We start from the raw sequence: 6241 nt of genomic DNA, 5'->3' as shown, positions 1-6241 counted from the left end.
GGACGATGCGACCGCGACCGAACTCAAGGACCTCGCCGCCAGCCTCGACAGCGTGGAGGCGGCGATGGACCTCGACGGTCTGCGGCGCCAGGTGGCCGAGCTCGAGACGCAGGTCGCGGCCCCGGACCTGTGGAACGACGTCGAGACCGCGCAGAAGCTGACCAGCGACTTCACGCACAAGCAGGCCGACCTCAAGAAGGCGGAGTCGCTGCGCTCGCGGCTCGACGACCTCTCGACGCTCTACGAGATGGCCGACGAGGAGTCGGGCACCGATTCGGACGAGCTCACGGTCGAGGCCGACCGCGAGCGCGCCGACCTCCACCGCGACATCAGCGCCTTCGAGGTCCGCACGCTGCTCTCCGGCGAGTACGACGAGCGCGACGCGCTGGTCACGGTGCGGGCCGAGGCCGGCGGGGTGGACGCCGCGGACTTCGCCGAGATGCTCATGCGGATGTACCTGCGCTGGGCCGAGCGCCACGGCTACCCGACCGAGGTCTACGACACCTCCTACGCCGAGGAGGCGGGCATCAAGTCCGCCACCTTCAAGGTCACGGCGCCCTACGCGTACGGGACGCTGTCGGTCGAGCAGGGCACCCACCGGCTCGTCCGCATCTCGCCGTTCGACAACCAGGGCCGCCGGCAGACGAGCTTCGCCGGCGTCGAGGTCGCACCCGTCGTCGAGTCCACCGACCACGTGGAGATCGACGAGAAGGACCTGCGCGTCGACGTGTACCGCTCGAGCGGCCCCGGCGGGCAGGGCGTCAACACCACCGACTCGGCGGTCCGGCTCACCCACCTGCCCACCGGCATCGTCGTGAGCTGCCAGAACGAGCGCTCGCAGCTGCAGAACAAGGCCTCCGCGATGGCCGTGCTCGCCGCGAAGCTGCTGGCGCGCCGCAAGGAGGAGGAGCGCGCGCTGCTGGACTCGCTCAAGGACTCCGGCTCGAGCTGGGGCAACCAGATGCGCTCCTACGTGCTGCACCCCTACCAGATGGTCAAGGACCTGCGGACCAACCACGAGACCTCGCAGACCAGCCAGGTGCTCGACGGCTTCATCGACGACTTCCTCGACGCCGGCATCCGGTGGCGCAAGCAGAGCGAGGTCGCCGCCTAGCCCCGCGCACTCCCCGGCAGGGGGTTAGCCCGTCCGGGAAGATCGACTCCGCCACGTAGCATCGCGCCCCGTGCTCCGGCTCGAACACGTCAGCAAGCTCTACCCGACGTCCGTGCGGCCGGCCCTCGACGACGTGTCGATGGACGTCGACCCCGGCGAGTTCGTGTTCCTTATCGGGCCCTCCGGGTCGGGCAAGTCCACGCTCCTGCGGCTGCTGCTGCGCGAGGAGAGCCCGACCAGCGGCAACGTGTTCGTCGCGAACTGGAACGTGGCCCGCCTGGCGAACCGGAAGGTGCCGAAGCTGCGCCAGCGCATGGGCTGCGTGTTCCAGGACTTCCGGCTGCTGGGCGACCGCACCGTCGCGGAGAACGTCGCGTTCGCCCTCGAGGTGACCGGCAAGTCCGCCCACACCATCCGTGCGGTCGTGCCCGAGGTCCTCGAGCTGGTGGGGCTCTCCGGGAAGGGCGACCGCATGCCGGCCGAGCTCTCCGGCGGGGAGGCCCAGCGGGTCGCGATCGCGCGGGCGCTGGCGAACCGGCCGCTGGTGCTGCTCGCCGACGAGCCCACCGGCAACCTCGACCCCGAGACCAGCGACGACATCATGCTGCTGCTCGACCGGATCAACCGGACCGGCACCACGATCGTCATGGCCACCCACGACCGGCAGATCGTCGACGCCATGCGCCGCCGCGTCGTCGAGCTCCACCTCGGCAAGCTCGCCCGCGACGACGCCCGCGGCGTCTACGGGGCCACCCGGTGACCGGGAGCGCCGCGTGAACGGCCTGGCCTTCGTCTGGCGCGAGGCCCTCGCCGGGCTGCGCCGCAACATCACCATGAGCGTGGCGATGGTCCTGACGACGGCGATCTCACTCGGCCTGCTCGGGGCCGGGCTGCTCGCCGTGCGGACCATCGACCGCACCCAGGACCTCTACTACTCCCAGCTCGCCGTCCAGGTCGCCCTCGACGAGCCGACCAGCGCCGGCGACGCGGACTGCACGAGCCCGACGTGCACCGGGCTGCGCGACCAGCTGCAGGCCGACCCGCTCGTCGCCGCCGTCTCCTACGAGAGCCGGGACCAGGCCTATCAGCGTTTCCTCCGCATCTACGCGGGCCAGTCGATCCTGCAGCTGGTCCGCCCGCAGAGCCTGCCGGCGACGCTGCGCGTGACCCTGCGCGACCCGACCCGCGGCGACGCGATCGTCTCCGAGTACACCGGGCGGCCCGGCGTGCGCAACGTCGTCGACCAGCGCGCCCTGGTGCAGGACCTGTTCACGTTCCTCGCGAGCGTGCGCAACGCCGCCTTCGGGCTCGCCTCGATCCAGGCGCTGGCCGCCCTGCTGCTGATCTCCAACACGATCCAGGTCTCGGCCTTCACCCGGCGCACCGAGGTCGGGATCATGCGGCTTGTCGGCGCCACCCGCTGGTACACCCAGGTGCCGTTCCTGATCGAGGCCGTGATCACCGGCGTCATCGGCGCGGTCCTGGCGACCGGGGGACTGGTGCTCGGCAAGCTCTTCTTCATCGACCGGCTGCTGAGCGGCCGGCTGATCTCCAACGCGATCCCCGCGGTCGGGATGAGCGACGTCCTGTTGTTCGTTGCACCACTGTTGGTGGTCGTCGGAGCGGCCATCGCGACGGCGACGGGGTATGTCACCCTGCGCCTGTACGTGCGCAACTGACGAGGAGGTCACCCCGGTGGCGAAGACGGCCGTCCCGACCGACTCGGGGCGCGCGAAGGAGCGCGCCGGCAAGAAGGCGTCCTCCAACCGCCCCGAGGAGCGACGCAAGATCGTCGCGACCAACCGCAAGGCGAAGTACGACTACTCGATCCTCGACGTCTACGAGGCCGGGATCGCGCTGCAGGGCACCGAGGTGAAGAGCCTGCGGGCCGGGCACGTGTCGCTCGCGGACGCGTTCGCGACGGTGACCGACGGCGAGGTCTGGCTGCGCGGCCTGCACATCCAGGAGTACGACTTCGGCAGCTGGACCAACCACGAGCCGCGCCGGCACCGCAAGCTGCTGCTGCACCGCGAGGAGATCTCCCGGCTGATCGGCAAGACCCGCGAGGGCGGGCTGACCCTGGTCCCGCTGTCGATCTACTTCGCGGGCGGGCTCGCCAAGGTCGAGCTCGCCCTGGTGCGCGGCAAGGCGAGCCACGACAAGCGCCAGGCCATGGCCGAGCGGGACGCCAAGCGCGAGGCGGAGCGGATCGTGGGTCGCCGGATCAAGGGCTGGTGACGTGTCGCCCCTCGACACGCCCCTGACCTGTGACGACGACGTGGCCGGCTGGGTCCGGTCGCTGGGGCTCGGCCCCGACGGCGCCTCCGGGCTGGTCGACGTGCACGTGCACTTCCTGCCCGACCGGATGCTGGCGAAGGTCTGGGCCTACTTCGACGACGCCGTGTCCCACTACGGCTACGACTGGCCGATCCACTACAAGCTCCCCGAGGACGAGCGCCTCGCCCGGCTGCGCTCGTTCGGCGTCGAGACGTTCGCGCCGCTGGTCTACCCGCACAAGCCGGACATGGCCGCGTGGCTGACCGGCTGGGCGCTGGACTGGGCCGCCGAGGTCGGCGAGGCCGTGCCGACCGCCACGCTCTTCCCCGAGGAGTCGGTGACGACCTACCTCGGCGACGCGCTCGAGCGGGGCGCCCGGCTGGTGAAGGCGCACGTGCAGGTCGGCGGGTACGACCCGCGCGACCCGCTGCTCGACCCGGCGTGGGGCCTGCTCGCCGAGGCGGGGATCCCCGTCGTCGCGCACTGCGGGGACGGCCCGATCCCGGGACGCCACACCGGGATCGAGATCATCGGTGAGGTGATGGACCGGCACCCGCGGCTGCCGCTGGTGCTCGCCCACGCCGGCCTGCCCGACTACGACGCCGCGCTGGCCCTCCTCGAGCGCCACCCGGCGGTGCGGCTCGACACGACGATGGTCGGGACCCCGTTCACCGAGGAGTTCGCGCCGCTGCCCCGCGACTGGCCGGCCCGGCTGGCCGACCTGTCCGGCGCCGGGCGCGTGGTGCTGGGCACCGACTTCCCCAACATCCCGTACGCCTACTGGCGCCAGCTCGAGGCGATCCGGGGCTGGGCCGCCGCCGACGACCGGCTGGGCGAGGCGTTCCTGCGCTCGGTGCTGCACGACGCGCCGGCCGCGCTGCTCGGGTGCGGATGATCGCGGGTGTCCCGGGCGTTATAGTCGACAGTCCTGCCGCGCAGTCGGCGGGAGAAGGGGGTGACTGGTTTCGACTCCGGATGTTTGATCAGGAGAAGCGTGCCGAGGAAGGCGACGATGATCTCGCAAACCACCCGTCGCAAAGAAATAAGCGCCGAGAACAGTACTCAGCGCGACCTCGTTCTTGCTGCCTGACAGCAGGGAGTGAGGTCTGTCGACCCGGGCTCGTCTCCGGCCCGGTAGTCGGCATCAGCTAGGAGACTCCACCGTCGGGCCCGGTCACGGGGTCCGGCGGGACATCGAACAGTGACTGGGGTCGTCACGCCGGCGTGTCTGCGCGACCGGCGGACCCGAGCAGAGACGCAGCAGACTGCGCACGGAGAAGTCCTGACGAGTGTTCGGAGGACCCGGGTTCGATTCCCGGCACCTCCACCCCCACGGCGGCCGGGGAGCCTACGCTCCCCGGCCGTCGTCGTGTCCGGGCTGCGTCGAGGCGGAGATCCGGACTCAGGTGCGCTGCGTCTCGGGATCCGTGGACCGCCCACCCTGCCGGGTAATATCATCACTCGTACGAGCGACGCCGTCCGGCACTGCTCGACGCAGAGGAGGCAGGGGGAGCGGTCGTGACCTCCCAGGCACCGGTCGACGAGACCAGGTCCGGCCCGGACGGTGACCCACTCCCCGAAGCGCTCACGCAGCGTCCCGATCCGATCACGGAGGACGCCGGGACGCGGCGCGCCCCGGTCGACCCGCCGACGGTGGCGCTGGCCCTCGGGGTCGACGACGCCGCGGTCCACGGGGTCGACGAGGTGCTCGGGCGCGAGGTGCGGCTGGTCACCCTCCCGCCGGCGACCGGGGACGTGCTCTCCGAGCGCATCGAGCAGGTCCGCCACCTCGCCCGGCTGCACCACCCCCACCTGCTCGAGATCTACGACGTTGACGGGCTCGCCCCGGGCACCGAGAGCACGCTCGTCCTCGAGAACGTCGCGGGCGAGCCGTTGGCCGTGGTGCTGCGCGAGGGCCCGATCGCCGAGCCCGCCGTCGCCCGCATGGGTGCGCAGCTCGCGTCGGCCCTGGCCCACGCGCACGCCCACGGCGTCGAGCACGGCGCCATCGGCGCGGCGAGCGTCCTGGTCGACCGCGCCCACACCGACGCCTGGCTCGTCGGGCTCACCGCGTCCCTGAGCGGCCCGCTGCCCGTGGTCGACCCCGAGGCGGACGACGACGGCGCGGCCGCCCGGCGCGCGGCCGACGTGCGGGCCCTGGCCGCCGTCCTCGCCGGCATCCTCGAGCACGCGGCCGCGACCACGGGCGGTGACGACCCCGCGGCCGTCACCCTCCCCACGGCCCGCGACGACGACCCGGCGACGCCGCTGGCCGCCCTGCTGCGCGAGGTCGACTCCCCGCAGCCGCCGACCGCCGCCCGGTTCTCCGAGCAGCTCGCCCGCGTCGGGCGGGGCGTGGCGGCCCACGAGGTCCCCGCGGAGCCGGCGCGGCTCGTCCCGGTGGTCGCCTCCTGGTCCGAGAGCCCGGCCACCGACCCGACGTCCCCGGACGCGGTCGTCCCCGCCGCGCTGGCCGCCGGACCCGCCGTGCGCGCCGGCGGCACCGGCGGCGTCGTCCCGTTCACCGTGATCGGACCGGGCACCCGCCGGGCCCGCCGCGCCGGGGTGCTCGGCGCCGCGACCGCCGCGCTGGCGCTCGCCTCCGGTCTGGTCATCTGGGCGGGGGAGTCCCACCCCGTCCGCTCGGAGGCCCAGGCGGAGATCGGGGCCGTCGCGCCGTCGGCGGTCGCCCCGCCGCCCCTCGTGCCGCGCGTCGACGACGCCGGAGCGCCCGCGGGCGGGACCGGCGGGACGTGGACCGGGGGCTCGTCCGGGTCCGGGTCCGGGTACGTCGGGGTCGCGGCGCGTCGCGCTGCGGTCTCCGGTGCGCCGTCGCGGGCCGCGGTGGAG

The 6241-nt window shown here is 73.0% G+C and carries 6 protein-coding genes and 1 other RNA gene; all 7 read left to right on the top strand.

Annotation, left to right across the window (positions count from 1 at the left end):
- Positions 1-1114: peptide chain release factor 2 (gene prfB / locus AC0CYZ_RS19285; RefSeq protein ID WP_472218242.1), on the top strand; the 1114-nt coding region annotated here is incomplete at its 5' end.
- 70 nt (positions 1115-1184) lie between these two features.
- A complete protein-coding gene (gene ftsE / locus AC0CYZ_RS19280; RefSeq protein WP_472218240.1) occupies positions 1185-1874 on the top strand; it encodes a cell division ATP-binding protein FtsE in 690 nt (229 codons plus the stop codon).
- Positions 1875-1887: 13 nt separating this feature from the next.
- A complete protein-coding gene (gene ftsX, locus AC0CYZ_RS19275; protein WP_472218238.1) occupies positions 1888-2793 on the top strand; it encodes a permease-like cell division protein FtsX in 906 nt (301 codons plus the stop codon).
- 16 nt (positions 2794-2809) lie between these two features.
- Complete coding sequence (gene smpB / locus AC0CYZ_RS19270; protein ID WP_472218236.1) at positions 2810-3352, top strand: SsrA-binding protein SmpB; 543 nt, start codon at positions 2810-2812, stop codon at positions 3350-3352.
- Between the two features lies 1 nt (position 3353).
- On the top strand, positions 3354-4286 hold the full coding sequence (locus AC0CYZ_RS19265; protein WP_472218234.1) for an amidohydrolase family protein: 933 nt from the start codon (positions 3354-3356) through the stop codon (positions 4284-4286).
- Positions 4287-4342: 56 nt separating this feature from the next.
- Positions 4343-4721, top strand: a transfer-messenger RNA (tmRNA) gene (ssrA, locus tag AC0CYZ_RS19260).
- 188 nt (positions 4722-4909) lie between these two features.
- Positions 4910-6241, top strand: a 1332-nt coding sequence (locus AC0CYZ_RS19255) for a hypothetical protein (RefSeq protein ID WP_472218232.1), incomplete at its 3' end; no start/stop codon positions are given.

It is taken from the genome of Actinomycetospora sp. (genome assembly GCF_055612215.1).
Note: the sequence above shows the minus strand (reverse complement) of the source record. Positions and strands in the feature narration are given on the sequence as shown.